25 protein-coding genes and 1 tRNA gene are annotated in these 26769 nt (G+C 53.4%); 19 read left to right on the forward strand and 7 right to left on the reverse strand.

All coding sequences use genetic code 11. The features are described from left to right. The first annotated feature begins 267 nt into the window (after positions 1 to 267). A tRNA-Ser gene (locus KIS30_06175) sits at positions 268 to 366 on the forward strand. Here the strand turns inward: KIS30_06175 and KIS30_06180 are convergent. The 4 genes from KIS30_06180 to KIS30_06195 form a co-directional block, all read right to left on the reverse strand. Then, positions 348 to 884: a GNAT family N-acetyltransferase gene (locus KIS30_06180; GenBank protein ID MBX8646323.1), complete on the reverse strand. Its 537-nt coding sequence runs from the start codon at positions 882 to 884 to the stop codon at positions 348 to 350. The two genes, KIS30_06175 and KIS30_06180, sit on opposite strands and share 19 nt — an antisense overlap. 72 nt (positions 885 to 956) lie before the next feature. Next, positions 957 to 1271 (reverse strand): 4Fe-4S dicluster domain-containing protein, encoded by a 315-nt coding sequence (locus KIS30_06185; GenBank protein MBX8646324.1) that lies wholly within the window; start codon positions 1269 to 1271, stop codon positions 957 to 959. Positions 1272 to 1359: 88 nt separating this feature from the next. Next, complete coding sequence (locus KIS30_06190; GenBank protein ID MBX8646325.1) at positions 1360 to 2037, reverse strand: 16S rRNA methyltransferase; 678 nt, start codon at positions 2035 to 2037, stop codon at positions 1360 to 1362. 10 nt (positions 2038 to 2047) lie between these two features. Next, positions 2048 to 3118 carry a formate--phosphoribosylaminoimidazolecarboxamide ligase gene (locus KIS30_06195; protein ID MBX8646326.1) on the reverse strand — a complete coding sequence of 357 codons (1071 nt, stop codon included), beginning with the start codon at positions 3116 to 3118 and terminating at the stop codon, positions 2048 to 2050. Positions 3119 to 3235: 117 nt separating this feature from the next. On the opposite strand from KIS30_06195, the gene KIS30_06200 reads away from it, so the two are divergent. From KIS30_06200 to KIS30_06275, 16 genes are all read left to right on the forward strand, one after another. Continuing rightward, positions 3236 to 3850 carry a hypothetical protein gene (locus KIS30_06200; protein MBX8646327.1) on the forward strand — a complete coding sequence of 205 codons (615 nt, stop codon included), beginning with the start codon at positions 3236 to 3238 and terminating at the stop codon, positions 3848 to 3850. Between the two features lie 91 nt (positions 3851 to 3941). Continuing rightward, complete coding sequence (locus KIS30_06205; GenBank protein ID MBX8646328.1) at positions 3942 to 5546, forward strand: hypothetical protein; 1605 nt, start codon at positions 3942 to 3944, stop codon at positions 5544 to 5546. A gap of 11 nt (positions 5547 to 5557) precedes the next feature. After that, positions 5558 to 6424, forward strand: coding sequence for a hypothetical protein (locus KIS30_06210; GenBank protein ID MBX8646329.1), 867 nt, complete (start codon positions 5558 to 5560; stop codon positions 6422 to 6424). A gap of 122 nt (positions 6425 to 6546) precedes the next feature. Beyond that, the gene (locus KIS30_06215) at positions 6547 to 7614 is read left to right on the forward strand and encodes an alanine--glyoxylate aminotransferase family protein (protein ID MBX8646330.1); all 1068 of its coding nucleotides are present in this window, start codon (positions 6547 to 6549) and stop codon (positions 7612 to 7614) included. Next, entirely contained in the window at positions 7611 to 8588 is a 978-nt protein-coding gene (locus KIS30_06220) for a hydroxyacid dehydrogenase (protein MBX8646331.1), read from the forward strand. Before KIS30_06215 ends, KIS30_06220 begins: the two co-directional genes overlap by 4 nt. A 159-nt stretch (positions 8589 to 8747) precedes the next feature. Continuing rightward, the gene (locus KIS30_06225; GenBank protein ID MBX8646332.1) at positions 8748 to 9113 is read left to right on the forward strand and encodes a hypothetical protein; all 366 of its coding nucleotides are present in this window, start codon (positions 8748 to 8750) and stop codon (positions 9111 to 9113) included. 211 nt (positions 9114 to 9324) lie between these two features. Beyond that, positions 9325 to 9753, forward strand: coding sequence for a hypothetical protein (locus KIS30_06230; GenBank protein ID MBX8646333.1), 429 nt, complete (start codon positions 9325 to 9327; stop codon positions 9751 to 9753). A gap of 97 nt (positions 9754 to 9850) precedes the next feature. Then, positions 9851 to 11791, forward strand: a complete 1941-nt coding sequence (locus KIS30_06235; GenBank protein ID MBX8646334.1) for an ATP-dependent DNA helicase — start codon at positions 9851 to 9853, stop codon at positions 11789 to 11791. Between the two features lie 40 nt (positions 11792 to 11831). Beyond that, positions 11832 to 12395, forward strand: a complete 564-nt coding sequence (locus KIS30_06240; GenBank protein MBX8646335.1) for a CDP-2,3-bis-(O-geranylgeranyl)-sn-glycerol synthase — start codon at positions 11832 to 11834, stop codon at positions 12393 to 12395. 155 nt (positions 12396 to 12550) lie between these two features. Further along, complete coding sequence (locus KIS30_06245; GenBank protein MBX8646336.1) at positions 12551 to 13030, forward strand: orotate phosphoribosyltransferase; 480 nt, start codon at positions 12551 to 12553, stop codon at positions 13028 to 13030. 129 nt (positions 13031 to 13159) lie between these two features. Then, positions 13160 to 13420: a DNA-directed RNA polymerase subunit H gene (locus KIS30_06250; protein ID MBX8646337.1), complete on the forward strand. Its 261-nt coding sequence runs from the start codon at positions 13160 to 13162 to the stop codon at positions 13418 to 13420. 51 nt (positions 13421 to 13471) lie between these two features. Then, positions 13472 to 17089 carry a DNA-directed RNA polymerase subunit B gene (locus tag KIS30_06255; GenBank protein MBX8646338.1) on the forward strand — a complete coding sequence of 1206 codons (3618 nt, stop codon included), beginning with the start codon at positions 13472 to 13474 and terminating at the stop codon, positions 17087 to 17089. Then, complete coding sequence (locus tag KIS30_06260) at positions 17086 to 19896, forward strand: DNA-directed RNA polymerase subunit A' (protein ID MBX8646339.1); 2811 nt, start codon at positions 17086 to 17088, stop codon at positions 19894 to 19896. Before KIS30_06255 ends, KIS30_06260 begins: the two co-directional genes overlap by 4 nt. Further along, the gene (locus tag KIS30_06265) at positions 19893 to 21224 is read left to right on the forward strand and encodes a DNA-directed RNA polymerase subunit A'' (protein ID MBX8646340.1); all 1332 of its coding nucleotides are present in this window, start codon (positions 19893 to 19895) and stop codon (positions 21222 to 21224) included. Before KIS30_06260 ends, KIS30_06265 begins: the two co-directional genes overlap by 4 nt. 2 nt (positions 21225 to 21226) lie before the next feature. Then, a complete protein-coding gene (locus KIS30_06270; protein ID MBX8646341.1) occupies positions 21227 to 21502 on the forward strand; it encodes a ribosomal L7Ae/L30e/S12e/Gadd45 family protein in 276 nt (91 codons plus the stop codon). A gap of 14 nt (positions 21503 to 21516) precedes the next feature. Then, entirely contained in the window at positions 21517 to 21933 is a 417-nt protein-coding gene (locus KIS30_06275; GenBank protein ID MBX8646342.1) for a NusA-like transcription termination signal-binding factor, read from the forward strand. Here the strand turns inward: KIS30_06275 and KIS30_06280 are convergent. Next, on the reverse strand, positions 21920 to 22990 hold the full coding sequence (locus KIS30_06280; GenBank protein ID MBX8646343.1) for a radical SAM protein: 1071 nt from the start codon (positions 22988 to 22990) through the stop codon (positions 21920 to 21922). The genes KIS30_06275 and KIS30_06280 overlap by 14 nt on opposite strands. A gap of 118 nt (positions 22991 to 23108) precedes the next feature. Between KIS30_06280 and KIS30_06285 the strand changes: the two genes are divergently transcribed. Both KIS30_06285 and KIS30_06290 read left to right on the forward strand, forming a co-directional pair. Next, a complete protein-coding gene (locus tag KIS30_06285; protein MBX8646344.1) occupies positions 23109 to 23693 on the forward strand; it encodes a DUF309 domain-containing protein in 585 nt (194 codons plus the stop codon). A 280-nt stretch (positions 23694 to 23973) separates the two neighbouring features. Beyond that, the gene (locus KIS30_06290) at positions 23974 to 24210 is read left to right on the forward strand and encodes a hypothetical protein (GenBank protein MBX8646345.1); all 237 of its coding nucleotides are present in this window, start codon (positions 23974 to 23976) and stop codon (positions 24208 to 24210) included. Between the two features lie 121 nt (positions 24211 to 24331). Here the strand turns inward: KIS30_06290 and KIS30_06295 are convergent, their stop codons facing one another. Next, positions 24332 to 25846: an MFS transporter gene (locus tag KIS30_06295; protein ID MBX8646346.1), complete on the reverse strand. Its 1515-nt coding sequence runs from the start codon at positions 25844 to 25846 to the stop codon at positions 24332 to 24334. A 311-nt stretch (positions 25847 to 26157) separates the two neighbouring features. Beyond that, positions 26158 to 26769 carry a helix-turn-helix domain-containing protein gene (locus KIS30_06300; GenBank protein MBX8646347.1) on the reverse strand — a complete coding sequence of 204 codons (612 nt, stop codon included), beginning with the start codon at positions 26767 to 26769 and terminating at the stop codon, positions 26158 to 26160.

The raw sequence follows: 26769 nt of genomic DNA on the forward strand, positions 1-26769 counted from the left end.
TTTGCGTTACTGACTTATATGCTAGCACAGGCACTGCAATGCCGTACCTGGCAATAAATGTTCAGTAAACTGAAAATCAGGGAAAAGCTGACAATGTCCCTCAGTTAATGGAAAGCATGCGTTGAGAAGTTACCTCAGGTTGCACCCACCTGAGCCTTGTGATTCTGGAACGGCATATCGGCGCGCATGTACAGAGGTTAAAGCAGTGCTTTGCAGCGGAATGCAGACACTTTCATTAAATACGATTTCAAGATTACAATGCCCGGAGCCGAGGTGGCCCAGCCCGGTAAGGCGCGAGCCTGGAATGTTTACGACAGTCAGCTCGTGTCGCTCTGCGACTCGGGAGTTCAAATCTCCCCCTCGGCGCCTGACGGCTTCCTGCCGAGTCTTCTCCTGAGTGTTTCTTCCGCGCCGGAAAAATCGCCCTCGATCAGTCTGAACGGCAACCATCCCTCGAGCCGTTTGCCGCCAATCCGTTCGTAGAAACCTATGGCCAGGCTGTTCCATGAGAGAACCATCCACTCGATCCTCCCGCATTTTCTACGTTTCGCGATGCCTATGAGCTTCAGAAACATGGAAGAACCGGCACCGGAACGTCTGAACTCCTCCCTGACGAATATGTCCTCGATGAAAAGCGTGGGCCTGGCTAGAAATGTCGAGTAAGTCATGAAGAAGACGGTGTACCCCACAGCCTCCTTTCCACTGTATGCGATGAGAAGCTCAAACAGCTTCTTCCGACCGAAGGCATGCTCTCTAATTCTGCGAAGCTGCTCATCCTCAGGCAGTGGCAGGCGTTCGTACTCTGCGAGACTCCTGACGAGATCCGCGAAAGCTGCGCCGTCCTTTCTGTCGGCCTTCCTGACTACGATTCTACCGGCGGTCATTTTGCTTTCACCAAAACCCTGCATGCGGGGAAGAATAGACAATAGCTAAATGCGCCACATCCTTTCGGGCGATCAGCCATAGTGATAGGCTATGCCTTTTCCGCCCTCCGGATATTTCCACTGAATGGCGCCCTTCCCGATATGGCGGCACACTATTACGCAGGCACCAAGTTCCATGCAGCCTTCCGGGTTGTATACCAGCTCCCCTGCACCGTCAGTCTTGTATACCTTTGCCGGACAGACGTAGAGGCATGGTTTCGTTTCGCATGTTCTGCAGACCGACGTATCGACCCTGATGAAATCGTTTGAACCGAAATCGTAGGAGTCGAGGCCGGTCCGATCCTCTATTGAAAGGCGCCGGGCCGAGTCGTCGTTGTTTCCAGACATGATATACTACCCTGTATTGTACCATGACACTGACCGGCGATTTATATTTTCATCTCTTTTTTTCATCTATTTGACGGACACAATCCTGTCAAATGGCGGTTTCCCGGATTGGGCGATACGTGTGATAGTGCGACAGGATCAGTGAAACAGCGGTCCATGCCATCAGGCGCTCTCCGCTGAGCGAAAGCTCGTCGTGCCGAAATTTTGTTGTGCCCGGATTGAAATCTCCGTGCGGAAAGCCGCCGATAATCAGGGTCGTATCAGCCTCTCGTGAGATGCAGGAGAGGTTGTGATCGGGCCTGCCCTCCCTGCTGAAAATAAACGCATCTGCTCCGAGTTCTGAAACAAGCGCAGGAAGCGACATTTCCCGCACCGAAGCAAGTGTTCTGTCCCCGGTGCCGATCCGTCCGTTCAAAAGGAGCTCTTCCATCAGTCCTGTGAACCGCCCGTAATTTCGCGGAAGCCTTGCAGTACGGTCGAACCCGATGACAATGTCGTTGCGTGTATGAACAAATGTCCTCAGTTTTCCCGAGCTGTTGATGCTTGAATCCAGTGCGAGAAGGAGACAGAAATGCACTATGTCCGGCCTGCCCCTGCGTTCCGCATCACTCAGACCCTTCATCGCCGAATGGTGCAGGCTTGAATCCAGCAGGCACTCTTCTGCCCTCCTGTTTCTGCGTCCCGCGCTTGCTCTGGCGGCAGGACGGCGCGCTATCTCCTCGGGAATAAGCTCGAGTTCCGCTTCCGCTACAATCAGATTCACCATGGCTGCGCTCTCACGAGATTACCTCTCCGATCCTGCCCGTCGAGAATCCCAGTTTGATCTCCCGGGCAATGCGCCTTCCGGTAGAGAGACCCGGCGCCATCATTTCCGAATAAGGAGAGCCGCCGACAAACGGATTGGTTCCTGCGACAATCCTTGTGGATATTTCGAACACCTTAATCTCCAGTTTGTCCGTCACGATTGTCTCAAGCGCAAACGGTCCCACGAGGCCGCCGAAGAGTTCCTGGGACTTGGATACTGTGGCCTCACCCATTTCGAAGACCTTTGGAAGCAGGCTCTCCCTGACGACAACGGGATAGTTTCCGGTCACTACGAATGTGGGAAAGAAACCGAGGCGTTTCAGTTCTTCGACAGAGCCGAGTTTGTACAACTCATCTATGTTCGATTCGTCCCTTCTGTCGATGGACAGCATTTCCAGCGTTCCACCACCATTCATTTTGTACCCTTCACTGCTCAGGGGAGAATAGAAGTAATGGAAGTAATAACGAGTTCCGAGCACATATTCCTGTATCGTGTACTTCTGCGAATAGTCGATTGCCATCTTGAATTCCATGTAATCCTTCGCTATGAATGCGCCGCGTCCGCCTTTTGCGCCTGAGTATTTTACAAGAACCGGCCTGTCTATCATTCTTGCATCGCTTATCTCCTCAGGCATCATGATGCCCGCAGAGGTGAGCCACTTTCTCTGTGTTGACCGGTCGGATTCCCACTTGAGCACTTCCCTGTTTCCAAAGCTTGGTACGCCGAATTTTGAAAACCTGTCCGCGCCCATGTACTCGACGAACGAACCATGCGGAACGAGAATCGCATGCCTGCTGACAAGCTCGTCCTCCAGTTCCTCGATATCCCTGTAGTTTTTTACCCTGAGGAATTCGTCAGGTTTCGCGAGAGGATACGCGTCATAAAACTTGGTATCCCTGTCGACCGCGATTCCAAGTGTCTTGAGACCCTCTTTCTTTGCGCCATGAAATATCTGAAGCGATGAGTGCGAGCACAATGTCGCAACGGTTACATCAGAAACATCGTACTCTTCCAGAATCTTGCTGATCTTCGGTGAGGACATAAGATTGAATTCATGATTCAGATTTAAATGTTTCCCGACTCGAATGCACTAGCCATCACGGAAGAAGTCTTAAAGTGTCTTAAATATACAGACTCAATTCAGTAGCGAGAGATAAGGATGCCGAGCAAACCGAAACCCAGGGATGACGACTGGTTTGAAGCACTTGAAGCGGAGCTTGACAGAAAGACAGCGACAATCAAGAATGATGTCGTGGAACTGACCAGGGCTAAGGCGGAAATCAGCCGTATGGCTATGGAGGATTTCTGGAAGATCTGGCTGCGGTTCAACAAGCTGAACATTCATTTCTCCCTTCAGCCTGAGTACAGCGAATTCCTCAGATTCAAAGAATTCCCGGACGACTGGTCGATAAGGGATGATTTCCGGTTTGGCTCTGTAAACTCCATCGAACTCACAGACAGGACGACCGAAGAGGGGCGCATGGGCGACAGACTCAAACTGTTCTATCATACGCACGACGGACATTTCTACGTGAGAATGACTTTTGAATACTTCGAAGGAGAGCACTACTACAAATACAGCGGGTGGAAGAGGATATTCGGCCAGTACGTGCTTTACGACGTGCCCATTGGAAGTTTCAACGGGAACAAGTTTCACGAAGTGCTTGCCGATGTTGTAAAGACATGGTTCGAATCTCATCTGAGAAGGAGCAGAGAAGCGCTGCTGGAACATCTGAAAGCACATTACCCCGCCGGCAACTCTTTCAGCGAGTGACCGGCGTGATGTTTCGGCCACCCGCTTGATTCGTTTAAATAATTCCAATGCACTCTACCGCAGACAGTAGGTGATTTGCCTGGAATCGGAAATGAACAGTCATGTCGAAGACATGCATACCGCACTTGGCGGCAAAGTGGAAAAAGATGCGCTGCTGAAGGATTTGGAACTGTACGTGAATCAGTACAGAGTGTCCCTGCCTTCCGCTAAGCGAAGTATCGTGAAGAAGTACGGCGGCGATCCGGATGCCCTCTCCATGGGAGTGGAAAAAAACCTTGCAGAAATTTCTGCAGGAGAAAATGGACTGGACACAAGCGGCAGAGTGGTCTATGCCAGCACCAGGGAGATTGATATTGAGGGACAGAAGCGCGTCCTCCTTTCAGGACTGCTGGAGGATGCGACCGGCAGTATGCCATTCACTGTCTGGGATTACGGTAAAACGGAAATCCGCAAGGGCGACATCATTTCGGTCAGAAATGCATACGCAACCTCATACAGGGACAGGCCACAGCTCAATATGTCATCGCGTTCGAAAATAGTGATTAAGGAAAGGATAGAGAACTGGTCAAGAGAGCCGAAGAAAATGAAGGACATCGGACCGAACGACGCGGATGTGACGACAGTAGCCAAGATCATTTCCATTACACCGAAGAAGATCGTGAGCAACGGACGTGACATTAACATACATTACGGACTCATCGGCGATGAAACCAAGACGCTGCGTTTCACCGCCTGGAAAGACTTCGGCCTGTCGAAAGGGGACGTCGTGAAACTTTCAGGGGCTTACAGCAGGGAGAGGAATGGCGAAATACAGCTGAACTTCAGCGAACGGACAGCGGTGGAAATAGCCACTGACGTAGATCTGCCCAGCGTTGCCAGATTCGGCACTCCCAGGAAATGCACAATCATGGAACTGAGGGACGGCATGGGAAATGTTACAGTCACAGGACGGATTATTAATGTTGAGAGAAAGGAGATCGAAACGCAGGGCCGGAAGAGCGTCATGTTCTCCGGCACGCTCGCCGACGAGACCGGCAGAATTGCCTTTACGGGATGGAGGGACTTTCCCCACTCCGAAGGGCAGAGCGTCACGATCTCCGGTGCCTACGTCCGGTCATGGAAAGGCATTCCCCAGCTGAAATTCGATGAAAAGTCTGAAATTGCGGCAGAGATGAAGGCGGTCGCGATACGCGAAGAGGGGTCACAGTCATTCGACATCGGCGCACTTGCCGAAAGGGGGGGCGCAATGGATGCTACTGTCAGCGGGACTATCATAGAAATAAGGCCGGGAACTGGATTCATTTTCAGATGCCCTCAATGTGGAAGGGCAACGAGAGCAGGGGAATGCAGGACGCATGGAAGGGTGGAAGGCGTACCTGACTTCCGCATAAGCATGGTGGTGGACGACGGAACTGGTTCGATGACAGTTGGACTCCACCGGGAGCTGTCTGAAGCGCTCACAGGCATGACGCTTGACGATGCCAGGAAGAGAGCCGAGGAGACGCTGAGCCAGGATGCGGTCATTTCAGACGTAGCAGAAAAACTCCTCTTTGCACGAATGAATTTCAACGGCAATGTGTTCAGCGATGATTTCGGTTTGAGCATGACTTGCCGAAATGCCTCACGCAGCACCGCCGATGTGAAGGAGAAGGCTTCCGCACTGTATCAGGAGGTGATTCAATCCCTGGGGATGTGAGGGTGCGTGAGATGGCACACAGACTGTTTGCCGCGGAATTCAGCTCCTCCAATTATGAGGTGCGAGAGGGCGAGGAGAAGAGCACGGTCTACATAGTGACGCCGCTGGGCGCGAAGGTGAGCAGGATGATGATTGCCGGTGTGCTCACGGAGGTTGAGGAGAACAAGGGCGAAAACTGGACAATGTACAATGCACAGATTGCAGACCCGACAGGAACTTTCAGAATCTCCGCCGGCCAGTATCAGCAGGGCGCCTCCAGATCCCTGCAGTCCATAGAGCCGCCGGCTTTCGTCGCGGCAGTAGGCAAAGCACGGTCATTTACGACAGAGGAGGGAGCGGTCTACGTCTCCGTCAGGGTGGAAAGCATCGCCAGGATTACACAGGAGCAGAGGGATTTCTGGACTTACGAGACATGCAGAGAGACGCTCAGAAGGATTGACGCCTGCAAGTCTGCGCTGGAACTCTCTCCGCCAAATGCCGATGCACTCGCAAGACTCGGTATTTCGAGAAGATATGCCGAGGGCGCGATACTGGCTCTGGAACACTATGGGAAGGCTGATTTCGACGCATACCGCGGCGTTGTTGTGGAAGCACTGCGTTCCATAGGGGGCGTAGAGGATGCCGCTGTTGCACCGATCGTGACGCAGGCGGTTGCTGAACCGCCAGACGGCGATGAGCTGACCGAGGACGAGAGCACGATACTGCACATAATAGGGAGTCTTGACGATTCCGATCCGAGGGGGGCACAGTGGGAGGATGTGGAAAAAATGGCTCTGGAAAAACAGCTGACGGCAGAACGCCTTTCGGAAGCAGTTGAGGGCCTTCTGGACAAGGGAATGATCTATGAACCCGTCCTGGGAAAGATGAAGAGAATCTGAAATGCACTCTCCGCAGAACGCAGTGTTCCGGCGCCCGCCCTCATTCAGCGCACTTTGGCGGGCGGCAGTGGCGCACTGTCAATTATGCGCAAGATATAACTAGTCCTCCAGTTTGCAGAATTATGGTGGATACGTTGGATAGGCTTCTTTTCACTGCGGGGCCGGTAGAGGTAAGAAGGGATGTTCTCAAAGCGATGACTAAACCCATGATCACGCATCGCAGTTCCGATTACAAGAAACTCCACCATTCCGTGGTCGAAAGGCTCAAGGAACTGCTCGGCACGGAGAATGATATCTTTCTTATTCCAGCCTCATCCACAGGGGCAATGGAAGCAGGAGTGAGAAGCGCTGTTTCCAGAAACATACTGCACCTGACTTGCGGATCCTTCGCCGAGCGATGGGTGGAAATATCCAGAAGCAACGGCAAAACAGCTGCTGTGGTCTCGACAGAATGGGGAAAGGCGATTGTGCCGGAGCTCATCGGCAGCGCTGCAGATGGGGTCGAGGCAGTGGCAGTCACGCACAACGAATCTTCCACGGGCGTCATGAATCCACTGGAAAGCATAGCTGCACATCTGAGAAAGACACCCGACGTTCTTCTGATGGTTGATGCTGTGACCTCCGCCTTCGGGAACATAATAGACATGAAGTCGGTGAAACCGGATCTTCTGCTGTTCGGCACCCAGAAGGCACTTGCGCTGCCTCCCGGCATGGCGATAGCAGTCGTTTCGGAAAGACTGCTCGAGAAGGCCAAGGGCGTGGGCGACAGGGGGAGATACCTCGATCTCGTGGAAATAAAGGAATTCGCCGATCGCGATCTCGTTCCGACCACACCGCCGATTTCGCTGCTCTACGCACTGGACTATCAGCTCGACAGGATAAAGGATGAGGGCATGCAGAAGAGGGCAGACAGGCACTTCAGGATGGCTGAGATGGCCAGAAAGTGGGCTTCTGACCACATGAGCTTATTCTCGCAGGAGGGATTCCACTCCAACACCATAACATGCGTCAACAACACTTCCGGCATGGATTTTAAACAGATTGACGAGGGCCTCGCGAAACGCGGGTACCAGATTGCAGAGGGATACGGAAAACTGAAATCGAAGACATTCCGGATTGGGCACATGGGGGATTTGACCACAGAGGAGATGGGCGGCCTGCTCGACTCTCTGACAGAGGTGACAGCATGACGAAAATACTGATAACAGATGCCGTTGATGAAAAATATGTGCGGGCGCTGCAGTCGATCGACGGTTTTGAAGTGGATTTCAGGAACGGCATAACGGCAGACCAGCTCCCGAGCATCATCGGGGACTACGACTGCATAATCGTCAGGAGCAGGACCAAACTCACTGGTAAACTCATAGGCAGTGCGCAAAATGCGAAGCTCATTGTGAGGGCGGGTGTCGGCACAGACAATATCGACATAGCGGCTGCGAGCGGCATGAACATAGCGGTAGCAAACACGCCCTGGGCAAATGTGGTGTCAGCGGCGGAACTTGCATTCACACTCATGCTCATGATCAGCAGAAAGGCTGGACAGGCGAACGCATCGATGCACGATGGAAAATGGGAAACGCTCAAATTCACCGGAGCCGAGGTTAGCGAAAAGGTTCTTGGCATCATCGGGCTGGGACGTGTGGGAAGAGAAGTGGCCAGGAGGGCGAGAGCATTCCAGATGACAGTAATCGCAAGTGACCCGTTCCTCAGACAGGACGTGGCAGACACTGTAGGTGCAAAGCTCGTGTCTATGGAAACGCTGCTGGCGGAGTCCGATATCATCAGTCTGCATGCATCCATGATGGCCGGAAACGTCCATCTCATCGGTGCTGGAGAGCTGGCCAAAATGAAGCACGGCGCCATACTGATAAACACTGCGCGCGGCGAAATGGTCGATACTGTTGCGCTGGTGGAAGCGGTGAAGAGCGGGAAACTGGCCGGCGCTGGTCTTGATGTCTATGAAGGCGAGCCTGCGATAAACCCGGCTCTTTCGCAGCTTCCGGCGGTCGTAATGACGCCGCACATCGGTGCACAGACGCGCGAGGCACAGAACAGGGTCGGGAAGGAAGTCGTCGAAGTTGTCGAGGCATTCTTCAAAAGGAATGAAATGATTAATGTCGTGAACGAAGGCAGCATACGGCCTAACGGCGGGAAAGTTAACTGAACAGACAGCAGACGTCCCGAACAATGCGTCACAACAGTTTACAGGAGCAGTTGCACTAGTTTTCGGACTGGCGTGGAATCCCGCGCTTGCGCTTATAAATAATTTATTGATTCTGTATTATATACAGCGTCAAACATAATGTTTGGAGGGATTTGGTCAATGACCGCGAATCAGCCTTCGGGCAGCGGCACTTCCGTCGGGGAAGGACGAGTGCCCTTGGAAAAGGAAATGGCTTCACTGATAGAGACGGCAACACATACCACCGTTATCATTGCACTAGTGCTGTTCGGGCTGCTGCTGGATTTCATTGCGGAGATAGTATATGTTGCGGCCGGGGGTTTCGCAGCCGGTGCCGGTAGCGCAGGATATCAGACTTCGCTCGTCCTGAGCGCATTCGGGAATTTCATCATACTGGCCGTGCTCTTTACAGCCGGCATCATGAAAAGGGATGCGAGCGAGTACGCGAGACTTGGCTACTTTATTGCAGCCGGCCTCGTGTTTGTTGCCACCATGAGGCTGATCTGAGAGCCGTTCCAGTCGTCGTATCGCGCCGTGTGCGGCGAGCGGAATATCAGCGTGCAGTCACGAGCGCTGTTGAAAGAACCACATGCGGACAGTGAGGCTGGGGACCGATTGGAAATCATGAGGAACGTTTATATACATAAAAATGCTAAAAACCCATACGCAACAGAATCGCGATAATATTTCTGCACGTCATGACAGGGTGAAAATTTAAATGGCTGATTCCAAGGGGAATTCGATTAGGGACAGAACACTGACTGTCGACAATCTCAGCGTGGCGATAAGGAACAGCATAGACAGGAATGACATGCCGGCAGAGCAGGCCATGGCTATGGCACAGCACGTGATGAACTTCTTCGGATACAGCGAGAGGATTATTGACAACATGCTCGAACCTGAGGACAGGGATGCGTTTTATATGCTCGAGGACAGCGGCATACTCACGACGGAGAGAGAGGAGACAACACTCTACGACGGAAGGGAGTGGCGTATCCACTACTGGCTCTTCCGGAAGGAAAGGATATGGGCACTGATAAACGGCACAGAAATAAAAGAGGACGTCACCAGTGTCGACACATCCATTTACGACAATGTTCCGGACGACGTCTGGGGCATGTCCAGACAGCTTCCTGTGAGGAAATGACGCCGGCGCACTAGTGTTTTGCGCAAGGCTGGATGCTGCCACCTCAGGCATAGGTATATAATCAGAGCGGCCTGAACTTCTGCGGCAGGATGCATCGATGAACGGACAGAACAGTGCCGGTGGAGCGGCCGGCACATCATTTCCCTACGTTCCGAGAACCGGTCAGATCAGGATGATGCACGGCGTGTTTGACGCGCTCACAACCGGGAGGCACATCATAATGGAGAGTCCTACCGGCAGCGGCAAGACGGCGAGCGTTCTTTCCGCCGCAGTTGACAGTATGGGGACCAGAAAGATACTCTACCTGACAAGAACCAATTCGCAGCAGCGCCAGGTCATGCGCGAGCTCCGCATGATAAAGCAGAGGAGGAATGTGCTCGGAATCGCAATACAGGGCAGGAATAACGGATGCCTCCTGGCGAGACAGGATGACGAGATGCGTTCCGGGAGCGCCGACGAACTGTCCGCGTACTGCGGCTACCTCAAGGAGAGGACAAAATCGGAGCACGAAGGTTGTCCCTACTACTATGGGCTGCTCAACGCAGACAGGCAGCATCTGTCGAAGTGGCTTAGGGAGGAGATGCCGGACGCCGAACAGGTGACGGAAAGATGCATGGCCATGCAGATGTGCCCGTACGAAATGTCGAAATCGTTTCTCGCCGACGCAGATGTCGTCACTGCCCCGTACATCTATTTTTTTGATCCTTTCATACGCAGAAGGCTCCTCGAATGGATGGGCACGCAGACGGGACAGCTGATCATCATACTCGATGAGGCACACAACCTGCCGGACTATCTGCGCGAGATCGAGAGCGTCAAATTCGGCGTGAGATCCGCGCAGGGCATGCGCAACGAGGCCGAAGAATATGGTGACCCGGAAATAATCTCAGGCGTAAGCATACGTGATCTTTCGGAGATAGTGGAAACTGCAATCAGGGCCATCTCGGCAGATTATGTTCTGGACGAGGACGGCCTTGTTCCGCCCGAAGAGTTTGAAATGAGGCTCATGGAGGAACTCGGCGTCAATTCGCGATCTTTCTCTGCAATCGCAGCGACGCTCTCGAACCAGGGCGATCTTGTCAGGGATGCAAAACTGAAAAAGGGCAGACTGCCGCGTTCCTATATAAGATCGATGGGCGATTTCATTCGCTTCTGGACGGAGGCGGAGCCCGGACATCACGTCAAGGTGGTGAACGGCGGAGACAACCCGTCGCTCGAGGTCTACTGCCTCGATCCTGCCATCGCTGCCGCTCCTCTGCAGGACGCCTACGTCACGATACACATGTCCGGCACGCTCGGTTCGCTTCCCGACTACAGAACGCTGCTTCAGCTGCCGGAAGACAGCATACTGCTCTCCGTGCCTTCCGACTTTCCTGCCGAAAACAGGAAAATAGTGTACGTGGACGACATGACGACGCGTTACGAGGTCATAGCCCGTGATGCCGGCATGATAGCAGCCATTGCGGACAGGATTGTCGACGTGTGCAACAGTGTGCACAGAAACACGATTGTATTCGTGCCGTCGTACGGCCTGCTTGATTCGCTGCTGGCGCTTAACATCGAACGACGCATGGACACCCAGACGCTCGTGGAGAGGAAGGATATGAAACAGATCGAACTGATGGAGTGCGTGGAACGCTTCAAATCTGTCAGGGGCTCTGTCTTTTTTTCAGTAATCGGCGGAAGGATAGGCGAGGGACTCGATTTTCCGGACGAGAGCCTGGAGATGGTCATCATCGTGGGCATACCATACCCGAAGCCGACTGCAAAGCAGCGCGCTCTTGTCAATTATTACGACATACTGTACGGCAAGGGATGGGACATAGCGGTCAAAGGGCCGGCACTGAGGAAGCTTCTGCAGGCCGCAGGCAGGATGATCAGGAGCGACACCGACAGAGGCATAGCCGTTGTGCTCGACAAGAGGCTTTCGTATTTCACAGTAACTGGCGCGGAAAAAGTGGACGATGCGCCGGGAGCCGCTGCCGATTTTTTCTCCGGAAAGAGGAATGTGGGACCGCGAAACGGAAGACTGTTCTGAATCGCGATAAAATTAACTAAGAGGTGTCCGATGCCGAGGCATGGAGCCTCTCTGGTCTGTTGCTGAAGCCCTCTGGTTTTTCCTGCCCGCGATGCTGCCCAACACGAGCGCTGCGATATTCGGCGGCGGAAAGCCTATCGACGGCGGAAGGATGTATCATGGCAAGAGACTGCTCGGAGAGGGTAAGACGTGGAGAGGGCTGTTTGTTGGCATCTCGTCCGGCATCGCAATGGGCTACCTGGAGAGTATTATTTCCATTCCTCTGGGAAGGAACCTGTCTTCCGTCTACGTGCCGTCGCTCGCAATACTGCCTGTTCTGATTGCGCTGTCCGCAGGTTCCATGTGTGGCGATCTTGCCGGTGCGCTCTGGAAGAGGAGGAGGGGCATGAAGAGGGGCGAGAAGGCGCCAATCCTCGACCAGTATGATTTTACGGCTGGAGCGTTCCTGCTGGCTATTGCAGTTGCACCATCATACACGTTCCGGTATCTCATAGACGGATATGCGATATACGGTTTTATCTGTGTCCTGCTGGTTATATACCCTCTGCACAGACTCATTAATTACATCGGTTACAGAACAGGATTGAAAAGCGTGCCGTGGTAACGCAGCGGCGTTCACAGACACACGCCGGTACACCTGGCGGCGGGCACCCGTGCAACGCCGGCACAAACTTTTACTATGCACCTGGCATTGCTGCACAACGGGCGCACCGATTGACACAAACACTGTTTGATACACTGACAGAGGCAGGAGCACTGATGTTCGGAGATTTCGAACTCACTTCAGGCAGAAGGAGCAGCTATTACGTCAACATAAAAAAGGCATACACCGATCCTGCGATACTGCGTGCCATAGCGTCGGAAATGGCGCCGCACGTAGCGGGCAGCCGGGTCGCGGGAATGGAGCTTGGAGCGATACCCATCGTCGTCGCAGTCTCACTGGAGACCGGCAAACCGTTTTCCATGATAAGAAAGGAACAGCGGGAACACGGCACACGGAATATGATAGAGGGTGCGATAAAGCCCGGGGAGACGGTGGACATCGTGGAGGATGTGAGCACGACTGGGGGTTCCATTCTGAAATCGGTTAAATGGGTTGTGGAAGCAGGCGGAAGGGTGGAAAGGGCAATCGTCGTAGTTGACAGGGGGGAAGGGGCGGCAGACGCACTGAGGAGGGAAGGGATTGCACTCATATCGCTGGTTAATGCGGAGGCGCTATCAAAGGGCGCAAAAAAATGAGCATGGATTCCCTGCGGTACCGAAAGCATAACGGGCTTCAGGGACTGCGCGATTGGATAGAGGGTAGGGGAATACCGAATACTATATATATAGATTTCAGTTAGCACTAGTATACGGACGAGATGCGAGATGCCTGCTTTTAATATTCTAAATCATGAGATGGTTCCCGAACATCGTCTGCTCGGTGATAAAGAATCCGAAAGAGTTCTGAAAAAAATCGGTATCACAAGAGAGCAGCTGCCGAAGATAAAGCTTTCAGACCCCGCGATCAGGGTGCTGGAGGCCACTTCCGCGGCAAAGGAAGGTATAAGGGAAGGGATGATTGTCGAAATCAAGAGGAAAAGCAAGACTGCAGAGCAGTTCGTTGCCTACAGACTGATTACAAGATGAACCGCGGGACAAACGGATGTTTCAAACTCAATTCATAGGAGTGTGTTTTGATTGAAGGAGCTTGTAGTATCGTATTTCAGAGAGAGGAGCATTGTAAACCACCACATAGCGTCGTTCAACGATTTTCTTAGCAGCTACAGCAATGCAAACAGCAGGATGCAGCGCATAGTAGACAACGCAAGGGTGAGCCCGGACGACATGGAGAGGGGAGTCATAAGACTCGATCCGGAGAAGACGGACGGCAAGATCATCGAGATACGCATAGGCAGAAGGAGGGACGAAAAGACCGGCCTCATTGACCCCATGGCAAAATCCACCATCACGGTGGGCAAACCAGTCGTGAGGGAGGCAAACGGTGCGAGCCACGAACTCAAGCCGATGGAGGCGCGTCTCAGGAATCTGAATTACCAGGCGCCGATATTCCTCAAATTCACCGTCGTGGAGGACGGCATCGAGCGCGAGCAGGAGAATGTGCACATAGGCGATTTGCCGATCATGGTGAAGAGCAGTTCCTGCAATCTGACAAAGGAGAATATACTCGAAGAAGGGAGCGAGCGCGAACTCACGACGCAGGAGCACGTTGCAAAGCTGCAGCAGGAAGGCGAAGACCCTATGGATCCCGGCGGCTATTTCATAGTCGGGGGGACAGAAAGGGTGCTCATAACGCTCGAGGACCTCGCACCGAACAGGATACTGGTGGAATACAACGAGCGGTACGGCACCAAGATACAGGTGGCCAAGGTTTTCTCACAGAAGGAAGGGTACAGGGCACTGACAGTCGTCGAAAAGAAAAAGGACGGCATACTGATGGTCACTGTGCCTGCAGCATCCGGCCAGATACCGCTGATTATACTGATGAAAGCACTTGGCATGGAGAGCGACAATGAGATTTTCGAATCCATTGTGAGCGATCCGCGTATGGAGGAGATTGTCTATGCAAACATAGAGGATGCCCAGGACAAGAAGAACTACCCTCCGAACGGCATATACACGAGGGAGGACGCACTCGGCTACCTTGAGAAGAAATTCGCGACAGGGCAGGCCAAGGAATTCAGGATCAAGAAGATTGAATCAATCATAGACAGATCGCTCCTTCCGCACCTCGGTGACACTCAGGATGACAGGATGAAGAAGGCCGTCTTTCTGGGCAGGATAGCGAGGAATGTTCTCGAACTCTCCATCGGCGTCAGAAGGGAAGATGACAAGGACCATTATGCGAACAAGAGGCTCAAGCTTGCGGGAGACCTCATGGAGGATCTGTTCAGGGTCGCATTCACAAATCTGATAAAGGATCTGAAGTACCAGCTCGAAAGAAGTGTCTCCAGGAAGAAGGAGATAAAGATACAGAGCGCGATAAGGCCGGACCTGCTCACGCACAGGCTGCTCCATGCGCTGGCGACCGGAAACTGGGTTGGCGGCAGGGCCGGCGTGAGCCAGCTGCTGGACAGGACATCTAACATGAGCACGGCGAGTCACCTGAGAAGGGTCACGAGCCCGCTTACGAGGAGTCAGCCGCACTTCGAGGCCAGAGATTTGCATCCGACGCAGTGGGGCCGCCTCTGTCCGAACGAGACGCCCGAAGGTCAGAACTGCGGTCTCGTCAAGAACGCCGCACTGATTGTCGATGTATCGGAAGGCATACCGGAAGCCGAGGTAGTCACTCAGCTCAAGGATCTGGGTGTCAGGGAAGCGAAGTTCTCGGAAATGATGCAGCAGACAAGGGTGTACGTCAACGGCGATCTGATCGGCGTCGTAAAAGACGGCACAAAGCTCGTGGACGAAATAAGGGAGAGAAGAAGATCTGGCAAGATATACGGGCAGCGTTCGCATGAACTCAATGTTCATTTTGACAGAATCACGAAGGATGTTTACATCAACTGCGATGAAGGCAGGCTGAGACGGCCGCTCATTGTTCTCAGGAACGGAGCAACTGGTCTGAGCCAGCAGATGCTTCTGGAGGTCGGCGAAAACAAGAGGAGCTGGGGAGAACTCGTCCGCGGCGGCGTAGTCGAATGGATTGATGCGGAAGAGGAGGATGACAGCTACATCTGCGTCGAACCGTATTCCGTGCCCGCGAGGTGCCCGAGCTGCTCGGCATTCATCTCCAGGGGCGATGTGAAATGGCTTAACATGGAGCAGCAGGACACACACGCCAGGCTGCAGTGCAGATTCTGCAACAAGACGTTTGAAACGGACAGCGTGATTAACAGGGAACACACGCATCTGGAAGTTGACCCGATGGTCGTTCTCGGTGTATGTGCAGGACTCGTCCCGTATCCGGAACACAATCCGTCACCGCGTGTCACGATGGGAGCGGGAATGGCAAAACAGTCCCTCGGTCTCGGTGCATCCAACTACAGGCTCAGGCCCGATACAAGAGGTCATCTGCTTCATTATCCGCAGAAGCCGCTTGTCCAGACAACGCAGATGAACTTCACCGGTTTCAACGACAGGCCGGCCGGACAGAATTTCGTCGTTGCAATCATATCACATTACGGATACAACATGCAGGACGCCATCATAATGAACAGAGGATCCATAGAGAGGGGACTGGGCAGATCCACATTCCTGCGAAGCTACAGGGCAGAGGAGAGGCGCTACCCCGGCGGTCAGGAGGATCACTTTGAGATACCCAGCCCGGACGTGCGTGGCGCCAGGGCCGATGTTGCATACAGCAACCTCGGCGAAGACGGCCTGATATCGCCGGAGACACGCGTCAACGGAGGCGATGTGCTCATAGGTAAGACATCACCGCCGCGTTTCCTGGAAGAGGAGACGGACTTCCTGACACCCCAGAAGAGGAGAGAGACGTCCATAACGGTCAGGTCCGGGGAATCGGGCTATGTCGACGGCGTCATTCTCACTGAGTCGGAAAACGGTTCGAGGCTCGTCAGAGTCAAAGTAAGGGATGAGCGCATTCCGGAACTCGGCGACAAATTCGCATCCAGACACGGCCAGAAGGGCGTTGTGGGACTGCTGGTGCCGCAGGAATCCATGCCGTTCACATGCGACGGCGTCGTTCCCGATCTCATGATCAATCCGCACAGTATACCGTCGAGAATGACGGTGGCACATGTGCTCGAAATGGTCGGCGGAAAGGTCGCCTCCCTCTCCGGCAGGCTCGTGGACGGCACTGCCTTTTCAGGCGAAAAAGAGGATGCCCTGAGACAGGAACTGCTTGAACTCGGTTTCAGGAACAACAGCAAGGAGGTCATGTACGACGGCACGACCGGCAGAATGATTCAGGCAGAGATATTCATCGGCGTCATCTACTACCAGAAACTGCACCACATGGTTTCCGGCAAGCTGCATGTCAGGAGCAGGGGACCTGTCCAGATACTCACCAGGCAGCCGACGGAAGGACGTTCCAGACAGGGCGGTCTCAGGTTCGGTGAGATGGAGAGGGATACGCTGATTGCGCACGGTGCCGCGATGGTGATCAAAGACAGGCTCCTTGACGAATCGGACGGCACATACCAGTATGTCTGCGGCAATCCCGAATGCGGGCACATAGCGTATCAGGACAGGAGGGGTGTCGTGCGCTGTCCGGCATGCGGCAACACGACAAACATTCACCTGATACAGACGAGTTATGCCTTCCTTCTGCTCATGTACGAACTGATGTCACTGGGCGTTGTCATGCGCCTGCAACTGGAGGATTTGAAATGATTGCAAGAGGTGTTTCCAAGAGGATTTCGTCGATCAGGTTTGCGCTGCTGTCACCCGACGAGATAAGAAAGATGTCCGCCGTCAAGATCATCACTGCGGACACGTACGATGATGACGGTTTCCCCATAGACATGGGACTCATGGATCTTCATCTCGGCGTAATAGAACCGGGACTGAGATGCAAGACATGCGGACGCAAGGTCGACGAGTGCCCCGGCCATTTCGGGCACATTGACCTGGCCATGAATGTCATACACGTCGGTTACGTGAAGGAAATAAAGAAACTGCTTGAAGCGACCTGCAGAAGATGCGGAAAACTTCTTCTCACGAAGGAGCAGGCGGACGAGTTCCGCAAGAGCATGGATCGTGTGGAGGAATTCGGAGGGGACGTGGCAGACATGGGACTCGTCACGAAGGAGACTGTCAGAGAGGCTGCCTCTACGGCAGTCTGCCCGCACTGCGGCGCAACGAGGGCGAAAATCACCCTGGACAAACCGACTAGCTTCAGGGAAGAGGGGCACAAGCTGACGCCGAAAGAGGTAAGGGAGAGGCTGGAGCGCATACCCAATTCAGACCTCATACCGCTCGGACTCGATCCGCGCGTCTGCAGGCCCGAATGGATGGTGCTGACGGCACTGCCCGTTCCGCCAGTGACGGTGAGACCTTCGATAACGCTGGAATCCGGCGACAGATCTGAAGACGATCTGACGCACAAGCTCGTCGATGTGCTGCGCATAAACCAGCGGCTGCGGGAGAACCGTGACGCGGGAGCGCCGCAGCTGATAGTGGAAGATCTCTGGGAACTGCTGCAATACCATGTCACCACATACTTCGACAACCAGACGTCGGGACTGCCGCCGGCCAGGCACAGGAGCGGCAGACCGCTCAAGACACTCGTGCAGAGGCTGAAGGGAAAGGAGGGCAGGTTCAGGTCAAACCTGAGCGGTAAGCGAGTCAACTTCTCCGCCAGGACCGTCATTTCGCCAGATCCGCTGCTATCAATAAATGAGGTCGGCGTACCTGTGGATGCGGCAAAGGAGCTCACGATGCCGTTGACCGTGAATCCGTACAACATAGACGCACTGAAGGAGATGGTAAGCAGGGGGCCGGAGCCCGTTGCGGTCATCGGCGAAGGCAGATCCAGATACCTTCCCGGAGTGAATTATGTCATACGGCCGGACGGAAGAAGGATCAAGGTCACAGACAAGAACGCGACGCAGGTTGCTGAAATGCTCGAACTGGGCTTCATTGTGGAAAGACATCTTGCCGACGGCGACATAGTGCTGTTCAACAGACAGCCGTCGCTTCACAGGATGTCCATGATGGGACACGAAGTGAGGGTCATGCCCAGCAGAACGTTCCGGCTGAGCCTCAGCGTCTGTCCTCCGTATAACGCCGATTTCGATGGCGATGAGATGAACATGCATGCACTGCAGAGCGAGGAGGCAAGGGCCGAGGCGAAGGTGCTGATGAGGGTGCAGGAACACGTCCTCTCTCCGAGATTTGGAGGGCCGGTCATCGGAGCGATACACGATCACATCACCGGTTCCTTCCTGCTCACGTACATGAATTCCATGTTCACCAAGGAGGAAACGATGCTCATACTCTCGAGCGTCAGGAGGCACAGGCAGCTGCCGAAACCGCTGTTCACCGGAAAGGACGGTGTGGAAAAGTGGAGCGGAAAGCAGCTCTTCTCGCTCATTCTGCCTGAAACGCTCAACATGGCGTTCAAATCATCCATTTGCGTAAATTGCGAACCGTGCATTTACGAGAAATGCGAGTACGATGCCTATGTGCGCATCAAGGATGGCAATTTCGAGGTAGGAACGATTGACGAGAAAGCGATAGGGTCATTCAAGGGCAAGATTATTGACAAGCTTGCGAGAGACTACGGCTCCGATGTCGTGAGGGAGTTCATAGACAATGCAACGAAGATGAGCATTGCCTCCATCATGGTCAGGGGATTCAGCGCAGGGCTGGCGGACGAGGACATACCGGTCGATGCAAAGAAGAGGATTTCAGATTCTCTCGATGCTGCGGTAAAGCGCGTCGAGGAACTCGTCACCATGTACAAGAACGGTGAACTCGAACAGATGCCAGGCAGGTCTATGGAAGAAACGCTGGAAGTCGAGGTCATGAAGGTACTGGGTCGTGCAAGGGACGAGGCAGGGAACATAGCAGGGCAGTATCTTGGTATGGAGAACTCGGCAGTCATAATGGCGAAATGCGGCGCGAGGGGCTCAATGCTCAATTTGTCGCAGATGGCCGGCTGCATCGGTCAGCAGGCGGTCAGAGGAGAAAGACTCTCCAGGGGATACTGGAACAGGACGCTGCCGCACTTCAAGCAGGGAGATCTCGGTGCGCAGGCGAAAGGGTTTGTCAAGCACAGTTACAAGGACGGTCTGACCGCGACCGAATTCTTCTTCCACAGCATGGGAGGCAGAGAGGGACTGGTCGACACTGCCGTCAGGACGTCCAGGTCCGGCTACATGCAGAGGAGGCTCATCAACGCGCTCGAGGACATCAAGGTCACGGAAGACAGAACGGTGCGCAACACGGCAGATTCCATCGTCCAGCTCTTCTACGGAGAGGACGGTGTCGATCCGTGCAGGAGCGTTCAGGGCGATGCCGTAGATGTCGACGGCATACTGATCGAGGCACTGGGCGACGAAGCTCAGCTGCTCGCGAAGATTGACGAGAAGAGAACAGGCGCTTACGCGACCATAGAGAATGACATGATGGAAGGACAGGAAGAAGAGGAAGTGGAGGAAACGGAATACGACCTCGGCGAAGGTGAAGAGCAATGAATGCGCGCACCACAAAGAAGAAGGCCAAGCCTGTCTCGAACGAGCTTGACACATACGTCGAGAGGAAGGCGCGTGTCGGAAGCGATCTGCAGAAACGCCTGTCAAAACTGCTTCAGGAAATGGGGCGTACGCTGCCGGAGAGCGTCATAGAGAAGGTGGCCAACAGAATCGAGGGCATCGAGGTACGGGATTCCACGCTGAAGAAGATACTGACGAAGGCGTGCGACAGATACGACGGCCATCTTATTGACCCGAACGAGTCGGCAGGCATCATAGCTGCACAGAGTATCGGCGAACCGGGAACACAGATGACCATGCGTACATTCCACTACGCGGGTGTCGCTGAAATCAACGTTACACTTGGACTTCCCAGACTCATAGAGATTGTCGACGCGAGGAGAGCGCCGAGCACACCCATGATGGAAGTGCACATAGCCCGGGAGTGCGCGGAGGACAGAAATGTTGCGATGTGGGTGAGCAACAGGATTGAAATTGCATCACTGCTCGATGTGGCTTCGCTGGAGACCGATCTCGGCAGCATGAAGGTGCACATACTCCCTGATGCCGAACGGATGAAGAGAAAGGGCATAACGGAACAGGTGATATACGACGCCCTTCAGCAGTCCAGGGGGCTCAAGGATATTGTTTCCTACACGCCTTCCAAGGGCATCATCATAGAGGTGCAGGAACCGTCATTCAGGCTGCTGCATCAGAAATCCGAGATTGCGAAGGATACGAGGATCAAGGGCGTCACGAACATAACGAGGGCGGTACTGAAGAAGGAGGGTGCCGAATACGTCATTTACACCGAAGGATCGAATCTCGAGGAAATACTCTCGCTGGAACTGACATACGGCCAGTATCTCGAGTCCGAGGACAGGAAACTCTTTGAGGAACTGAGCTCGAGCAATCCGGCAAGACTCGCCGCACCGCTTCTCGACAAGTCGAAGATCAAAACGAACAACATCGAGGAGATATACATGGTTCTGGGTGTGGAGGCTGCGAGGAACGCCATCATCAGCGAGGCATCGCAGACGCTGGAGGAACAGGGACTCGTTGTAGACATAAGGCATATCATGCTCGTAGCCGATATGATGACAAACGACGGCAGCGTCAAGGCGATAGGAAGGCATGGTATTTCGGGACGCAAATCGAGCGTGCTAGCGAGGGCGGCGTTCGAAATAACGTCGACGCACCTGCTGCGGGCCGCCATCATCGGCGAAGAGGACCATCTGGACGGCGTCGCGGAAAATATTATAGTCGGCCAACCGGTTACACTGGGCACCGGCGCTGTAAACGTGGAATACGTGCCCGGTAAGAAGGGATGAACATGGATATCGATAGCGCATTGAAGCTCGCAGTGGCTGACGGCAAGGTTGTAATCGGAGAGAGGGAGGTAGAGCGGTGCCTGGAGAAGAAGAAGGCAAAGGCACTGATATACTCTTCAAATGCACCGAAGGCGGCCCACTACGCCAGGCTGAGGAGCATCAAGACACACAAATACAGCGGCGGCACCATGGAACTCGGCGTCGCGTGCGGCAAACCTTTCGGCGTTTCGGTTGTGGCCATTACCGATGAGGGTTCTGCGTCCCTGCTCGGAGCGTAACGTTCTTGCAGAATATGAAATTCAATTCGGACACGTTGCGGTACATATCGATGTTTGAGAGCGTGACACACTGCCAGGTGAAGGATTGCCTGGATACGCCTGACAAGCTCGTCTTCGTGGTCGTTCAGGGACAGGCGCAGAGGGCCGTAGGCGCGAAGGGCGCGAACGCGATAAGAATGAAACAGCTTACTGGAAAGGACATACAGATCATAGAATTTTCAGACGAGCCCGTCCAGTTCGTCAAGAATGTATTCCACAATTACGGAGTGAAGGACGTGGTGCTCGAGGAGCGGGGTAACATAATGCATGCGACGGTTACAGTCGATCCCGCAGTCAAAGGCAGGGCCATAGGAAAAGAGGGCAAGAATCTCAGGATCGCCAGAGACATAGTTAACAGACATCACAACATACAGAGCGTCAGCGTCGCGTGAGAGAGCGCCTTTCGACTTCGGTCCTTTCGGCGGACGGAAATTCTTCCACTATGAATGTTTCTGCGCCCACGTCTGGAGCTATCTCCTCGGCAATCCATGGCGCGATTTCAATCCTCCCGCGCTCATGATCGGCCCTGATGAATTTTGAAGGTATGCTGAACTTCCGCTTTATCTCCGAAAGAGAGCGTTCGAGTTCGGATGTCTCAATCACGCCCCTTACGAGCGTGCCGTCCTCCGTCACGACGTCGCCGCTCCACTTTACGACATCGGCCATCCGCTTCATCCTCTCGCGCAGCTGCACCGAATCCTTAAAGGCGGAAGGGCAGTAGTGCACCGGTATAGAAAAATGACCGCGCACCGTGTTCTCAGCCGTGGCGGCGCTGCCCGCTATCGAGTTGGAATAGTCGTTGGCGAGCTCGTATCCCTTCGAGCGCAGATTCGCTGCGTTGCTCTCTGACATTTCCAGCTCATTCAGGTTGACAAACTGCGCGCCGGAGCGTGCCGCCGCCTCGATCAGCTCTGACAGGTCGCGCTCCATGCCCGGTATCGCAGGCACCTCCAGTCCCGCTCTCATGCCCAGCGCGCGTGACTCCCTGAGCATTCTGTCGAAATTGGTTCCGGGGAATCTGCTCCACGTCGACTCCGGGGGGTGAATTCTGATTTCATCGAGTCCGGCACCGGCTATGAGAGGCAGAGCGCGCAGGTTCGGCCTGCCCGTATAGAGATGAATGTGATGCGAACGGCCGAAGGCGCTCTTGAGAAGCGAAATATAATGTGCCGTTCTCTCTGGCACTATGAGCGGGTCTCCGCCGGTGATGCCGGTGCCGAGCGCGCGCATCCGTCTAGCCTCGTCCAGTATGTCATCATCCGACGAGACGAGTCTCTCGTTTGCATAGACTGCGTCGACGTTCGCCCGCTTGAAGGAAACCGGGCAGTAGAAACAGCCGACGTCACATACGCCCGTGACAAAGAGCACCATCTTCGCCCCCCTTATGCACTGGGTGCAGCCTCGGGCGAGAGAGCCGGAGTACAGACCGTCACCTGCCGTGTTCCTCATGAACCCAAAGTAGAAGGAAGGGATATATGTAGATTGATGCCCCGCCGGCTGCATGGCACCGTGCAGCGGCTCCCGGCATTCGGCAATCAATTATTTACCGGCGGACATAAGGGCTTGCATGAACGGGAAGAGATATCTCGTCAGGATCGCAAATTCCGACTCAATACAAATATCACAGTATGCGAAGGTCAGGGAGAGGATGCGCTCGGCGCTGGAGAGGCTCGGATGCAGGCTGAACAGCTCGCGCATATCTGGTGTGGCCGTTGAAATCGATTTTTTTGCACCTGAGGGGGAAGCCGGGGAGAAAGCGGTGCGCCTGCTTTCAAGGATAGACAGGGTGCTAACAGTCTCGGTGCTCTCTGATGACGTGCAGGAGACTGGCGGCATCGGGGAGACACTCGAACATGCAAAGCAGCTCTTCAACGAGGAAAGGTTCTGGGAGGTGCATGAAGTCGTCGAGGGGTTGTGGCATAAGGCGAGCGGTGCTGAAAAAAGCGTTCAGCAGGGCATCATACTCTATGCCGCCGCATTCGTGCACCATCAGAAAAACGAGCGTGAGACAACTATCGCCATGCTGAAGAGAGCAGTAGGAAAAATGAACTGGCCGCAGGACACATATTACTGCTTCGATTTACAGCTGATGAAGAGAAAGGCCGATGAGATGATCGAGAGCGGAAAGATCGAACCGTTCAAACTTTCCTGAAACATTTCAGAAACTTCCGTCCGGAAGATTTCAATCTCTGCGGCATCCGTACGCCTTCAGTCGGTGCTCAGTGCAGGACGGGAGCGTATTGGATATTACTGCCCATTATCTTTTTACCCGGTTCGGAGAGACTATTTCACGGCCATATGGTTAAATTGTTTGTGAGAGTATAATGGAAATGAGTAGCACTATGAAATGCGCAAAGTGCGGTCATTCACGTCTATGGCATGTGAATTCCAGCGAGTGCATGTACCCTGGCAGCCGTTGTTCATGCGTTGGCTTGGGAACAGTGACAGGCTACGACATAACGGCGATGATTTATTTTACAGGCATTGGTCTATTATTGAGCATAATCGGAGTCGTAAACATGGTCCTGGCTTTAATGGAGACGGGCCGCATCGGCTTCAGCGCCGTCATGGGGGCATTCACTCTTGCCTTAGGGCTGTTCTTTTTGATTTATATGAATTACAGAACTCAGCGCATTGCACGAAAGGCTATTCTGGACTCCGAAGTTTGAGACATCGTCTGATTTGAATCTGATTTACATCCAAGTTACAGTAAAGACAGATAATTCTGATGTGTGAAAGAGGAAAAGGTTTGAGCGGTGCGGAAGGTAATTATACTGCTGTTTGAGCGCACTATCCGTGATGCTCTCCCGCTCTCGCGACGGCTTTTCTCTTCTCTGCGGCCGCCGCTTTCTCTTCCGCTTTGTGAAGATCCTCTGCAGTCGGTCTCTTTGCAAGGAATGTTACGATGAGGGCTGCAATAAGCGCGAGAAGCGCGCCAAACACGAAACCCCTGATCCACTCTGGAGTAGTAGGTGACGCTGTTGCGAAGACAGTGCCCGTCATTATAATGCCTGCAATTCCGCTTGAGAAACTGCCTCCCAGCGCTTTGAATGCATAAATTGATCCATAGTTGGTGGCGTTGTTTGTTTCTCCATAGTAGTCTGCGACCATTGCTGCCGTCATTGGGAAATTGGTTCCCGAGAATCCACCTGATATCACTGCACATAACACAAACATGATTGTGTTGTGGTCGAGACCGGAGAGCAGAGTCCCGAGCTGGAAGATGAAATTCATCGAGTATCCGAACGACATGGTATTTTTCCTGCCTATGAATTCGGAAAGGTAGCCGTAAAATGGTCTGAAAATGCCATCGGTCAGTGCGAAACCGGCAAAACCGGCTACCGCAGCAAGCGTTCCGAGGCCCATCGCAATGGCAAACGGATAGTAAAACGCAACACCGAACAGGGACGAACCTATGAAAAATGCATACTGAAGACCAATCCACTTCGCCTGCCTGGTTCCCCACATCTCCCTCAGCGTGTAATGTTTAAGCGCGGGAGGATTGCTCAACAGATCGCGTGTCGATTTCTTCCGCCAGCTCAGTGGATCTATGTCCTTGGGCCACCAGTTTTTCGGAGGGTCTTTCATGAAAAATCCGGCTATGCCTATCAACACGGTCATCATGATTCCCTGGAACAAAATGTAGCCATTGGCGGTACCAAAGAAGTTCAACGGGTTTCCAAGCGGCAGACTAGGAGCTCCGCCTGCAGTCGTGGCAGCCCCCAATCCGAGAATGAAGGGGACGGCGCCATATGCCCAGCCACCATTTACAAAGCCTGTTCTCCACCCCTTCTTTTCCGGGTACCATTTGGCAACAATGTTGATGGCACCAGAATAGACCATCCCGGAGCCGATTCCTCCAAGAACCGCGTATGATAGGAATGCTTCAAATGCGCCCACAGGACCATTGGGGACCACTGCGAACCAGCCATACGCCACTACGCCGCATATGATTCCCCCAAGAATCGTGGCCCATCTCACCGGAAGCAGTCCTTTGTTCCTCAGCATTCCGGTAAAAATCTGTACAAACGACTCAAATATGACAAAGGTGGAAAACAGCCAGCCAATCTCGCCAAGCCCCCAGTGGTGGCCTGCCGCAAGATCTCCGCTCAGTGCTCCCCATGTATATTCGAGCAGGCCGGCAAGCATCATTGCCACCCATGCGGCGATAATAACAACCATTCTGGAATAGCCCAAAATCTGTTTTGGTGTTTCGCCTACCCTGAAAACTCTGCCGAACTCATTCTTAACTTCCACATATCCTTTCTGGCCCACATTTTCTTTTGCAACTGCTGAAGATGCCATTTTATTTATTCCCCTCTTTTTCGAGTCACCTTTCGGTCGCTTCAATTCCTATCGATGAACGCTTCCACGTTCAGCCTTGCTCGAGACACCGTTCATTGCCCCCGGGGGCAGTAAATTGTCATCAGACGCAGTCCGTGACATCACGAGTGAACTGTTTTCCCCGGCCGCCTGTGTCGTCTGTAATGAGCTTATATCCTCAAGTGATTTTGTTGAACCAGTGCAACTGTGTAATATGAGCAAAAACTGCCTGAAGCTACTGGTCGTGCACCGGCTGATAAGATGTCAGCACGGTTCAATCATAGTATGTATTTTCAGCTTTCCTTAAATGCCGAAAAATCCTGGGAAAGCAATTTTGCCACATTCTTCTGCAGCTTTCTGACCCTGTATGAGAGTGTGCTCTTTGGAAGTTCCATCTTATTGCTGAGTTCGGTAAGTGTAGTGGCTCTGGGCCAGTCAAAGAACCCCTGTTCACTCGCGAGTTTCAGGAATTTGACATCTTTCTCGGAAAATCCCTTCAGGAGAGCGGTCATATAGAATTTGTAAAATATCCAGGGATACTCCAGCGAGAACCGTTCCTGGCTCAGTCTCTCAATTTTCAGTACTTTCGTGAATTTGTCGTTAATTAGCGACTCACTTATTTCCTTGCCGGCATCATTCACGAAGAACCATCTTTCATTACCGTTCATAACGAGGATAGGGTGCAGCCGAAAACCAAGGCTCTCGGTCTTCCTGTACATTGATGTCTGTGTCATCCTGTAAGATGCTATCGCCACGTTCCTGAACTTAGATAGAAGGGTGAAGTGGTAAACTTTGGGATGAAAGGAAAGAAATTTTATTGCATCTCCCAGTTCCTTAGCAGTCGGTGAGCTGACAAGACTGAATAGATATTGAAACTTTTCATCAATTATTTGTGTATTCACCAT

Origin of the sequence: Candidatus Sysuiplasma acidicola, from assembly GCA_019721035.1 — an archaeon.
Taxonomy (GTDB): Archaea; Thermoplasmatota; Thermoplasmata; order Sysuiplasmatales; family Sysuiplasmataceae; genus Sysuiplasma; species Sysuiplasma acidicola.

Coding starts and splice junctions, on each gene's coding strand:
- KIS30_06195 (MBX8646326.1), bottom strand. CDS start 3,118: ATGTCCTCACCGAAGATCAGCAAGATTCTGGAAGAGTACGATGTTTCT.
- KIS30_06260 (MBX8646339.1), top strand. CDS start 17,086: ATGATTGCAAGAGGTGTTTCCAAGAGGATTTCGTCGATCAGGTTTGCG.
- KIS30_06210 (MBX8646329.1), top strand. CDS start 5,558: ATGGCACACAGACTGTTTGCCGCGGAATTCAGCTCCTCCAATTATGAG.
- KIS30_06265 (MBX8646340.1), top strand. CDS start 19,893: ATGAATGCGCGCACCACAAAGAAGAAGGCCAAGCCTGTCTCGAACGAG.
- KIS30_06275 (MBX8646342.1), top strand. CDS start 21,517: ATGAAATTCAATTCGGACACGTTGCGGTACATATCGATGTTTGAGAGC.
- KIS30_06295 (MBX8646346.1), bottom strand. CDS start 25,846: ATGGCATCTTCAGCAGTTGCAAAAGAAAATGTGGGCCAGAAAGGATAT.
- KIS30_06215 (MBX8646330.1), top strand. CDS start 6,547: ATGGTGGATACGTTGGATAGGCTTCTTTTCACTGCGGGGCCGGTAGAG.
- KIS30_06235 (MBX8646334.1), top strand. CDS start 9,851: ATGAACGGACAGAACAGTGCCGGTGGAGCGGCCGGCACATCATTTCCC.
- KIS30_06230 (MBX8646333.1), top strand. CDS start 9,325: ATGGCTGATTCCAAGGGGAATTCGATTAGGGACAGAACACTGACTGTC.
- KIS30_06200 (MBX8646327.1), top strand. CDS start 3,236: ATGCCGAGCAAACCGAAACCCAGGGATGACGACTGGTTTGAAGCACTT.
- KIS30_06190 (MBX8646325.1), bottom strand. CDS start 2,037: ATGGTGAATCTGATTGTAGCGGAAGCGGAACTCGAGCTTATTCCCGAG.
- KIS30_06225 (MBX8646332.1), top strand. CDS start 8,748: ATGACCGCGAATCAGCCTTCGGGCAGCGGCACTTCCGTCGGGGAAGGA.
- KIS30_06285 (MBX8646344.1), top strand. CDS start 23,109: ATGAACGGGAAGAGATATCTCGTCAGGATCGCAAATTCCGACTCAATA.
- KIS30_06250 (MBX8646337.1), top strand. CDS start 13,160: ATGCCTGCTTTTAATATTCTAAATCATGAGATGGTTCCCGAACATCGT.
- KIS30_06205 (MBX8646328.1), top strand. CDS start 3,942: ATGAACAGTCATGTCGAAGACATGCATACCGCACTTGGCGGCAAAGTG.
- KIS30_06180 (MBX8646323.1), bottom strand. CDS start 884: ATGACCGCCGGTAGAATCGTAGTCAGGAAGGCCGACAGAAAGGACGGC.
- KIS30_06280 (MBX8646343.1), bottom strand. CDS start 22,990: ATGAGGAACACGGCAGGTGACGGTCTGTACTCCGGCTCTCTCGCCCGA.
- KIS30_06240 (MBX8646335.1), top strand. CDS start 11,832: ATGGAGCCTCTCTGGTCTGTTGCTGAAGCCCTCTGGTTTTTCCTGCCC.
- KIS30_06245 (MBX8646336.1), top strand. CDS start 12,551: ATGTTCGGAGATTTCGAACTCACTTCAGGCAGAAGGAGCAGCTATTAC.
- KIS30_06220 (MBX8646331.1), top strand. CDS start 7,611: ATGACGAAAATACTGATAACAGATGCCGTTGATGAAAAATATGTGCGG.
- KIS30_06300 (MBX8646347.1), bottom strand. CDS start 26,769: ATGGTGAATACACAAATAATTGATGAAAAGTTTCAATATCTATTCAGT.
- KIS30_06270 (MBX8646341.1), top strand. CDS start 21,227: ATGGATATCGATAGCGCATTGAAGCTCGCAGTGGCTGACGGCAAGGTT.
- KIS30_06185 (MBX8646324.1), bottom strand. CDS start 1,271: ATGTCTGGAAACAACGACGACTCGGCCCGGCGCCTTTCAATAGAGGAT.